This is a genomic window from Methylobacterium sp. V23, assembly GCF_002917135.1.
GTDB lineage: Bacteria > Pseudomonadota > Alphaproteobacteria > Rhizobiales > Beijerinckiaceae > Methylobacterium.
In genome coordinates this window covers 1-1,447 of the sequence record NZ_PDHT01000114.1, presented here as the reverse complement: position 1 = coordinate 1,447, position 1,447 = coordinate 1, and the positions used below count along the sequence as shown (strand labels likewise).

At 66.2% G+C, this 1,447-nt stretch carries 1 protein-coding gene; it reads left to right on the top strand.

Annotation, left to right across the window (positions count from 1 at the left end):
- On the top strand, positions 1 to 1,447 hold a 1,447-nt coding region (locus CRT23_RS29525), incomplete at both ends, for a tandem-95 repeat protein (protein ID WP_146056566.1).

Genomic DNA, 1,447 nt, shown 5'->3' with positions numbered 1-1,447 from the left:
CGGGTGACGACACCTACCTGGTCGACAACGCTGGCGACGTGGTCACCGAGATGGCCAACGAGGGCACGGACACGGTGCGCACCAGCCTGGCCAGCTACACACTGAAGGGCAACGTCGAGAACCTGGTCTACACCGGCACGGGTAAGTTTGCCGGCACGGGCAACAGCCTCGACAATGCGATCGCGGGTGGGTCGGGCAACGACGTGCTGACGGGCGGCGCAGGCAACGACACGCTCAGCGGCGGGGCCGGTCACGACAAGCTCAGCGGCGGGTTTGGCAACGACGTGCTCTGGGGCGGGTCGGGCAACGACACGCTGATGGGGGCGGACGGTGCCGACACCTTCGCGTTCCGGAGCGGCGACAGCGGCACCACCTTCATCTCGGACTTCCAGCTTGGCACGGACAAGCTCGATCTGAGTGGGCTCGGGCTGACCAGCTTCGCGGAGGTGCAGGCGCATGCGGCGATGAGCAAGCAGGGCAGCCTCGTACTCAGCCTCGGCAGCGAGACCATCACCCTGCAGAACGTCAAGCTCAGCCAGTTGACCGAGCGTGATGTCGTCTTGAACAAGCCCACTCCCGTAATCCCCGTCAACCATGCGCCTGTGGTGGCAGGAACGAACCTGGTCACGACGAACGAGGATGCGGCCTCGGCCGCGGTGGCGATCAACGCCACGGACCTGGACGGGGACAAGCTCAGCTATGCTGTGAAGACCGGGGCAAGCCCCAGCCTGGGCAGCGTCAGCTTCGACCCGGAGGCGGGCAGCTTCGTCTACACGCCAGCCGCCAACACCAGCGGCTCGGACCACTTCACCATCGTGGTCTCGGATGGCCACGGCGGCAGCGTCGAGCAGGCGGTCTCCGTCACTATCAACCCCGTCAACCATGCGCCTGTGGCGGCTGGAACGAACCTGGTGACGACGAACGAGGATGCGGCCTCGGCCGCGGTGGCGATCAACGCCACGGACCTGGATGGAGACAAGCTCAGCTATGCTGTGAAGACCGGGGCAAGCCCCAGCCTGGGCAGCGTCAGCTTCGACCCGGAGGCGGGCAGCTTCGTCTACACGCCAGCCGCCAACACCAGCGGCTCGGACCACTTCACCATCGTGGTCTCGGATGGCCATGGCGGCAGTGTCGAGCAGGCCGTCTCCGTCACCATCAACCCCCTCGCCGATATACCGCGGCCTGCTCCTGCTCCTGCCATGGGGCTGGTTCTAACGGGCACCGCAGAGGGTGATCGCTTGCTGGGCGGCGTCGGCCACGACACGCTGGACGGTGGCGCAGGCGCTGACACCATGCTGGGTGGGACGGGTGACGACACCTACATCGTCGACCACGTCGGTGATGTGGTCAGCGAGATGGCCAATGGCGGCATCGACACGGTGCGCACCAGCCTGGCCACCTACACGCTCAAGGGCAACGTCGAGAACCTGGTCTACACCGGCACAGA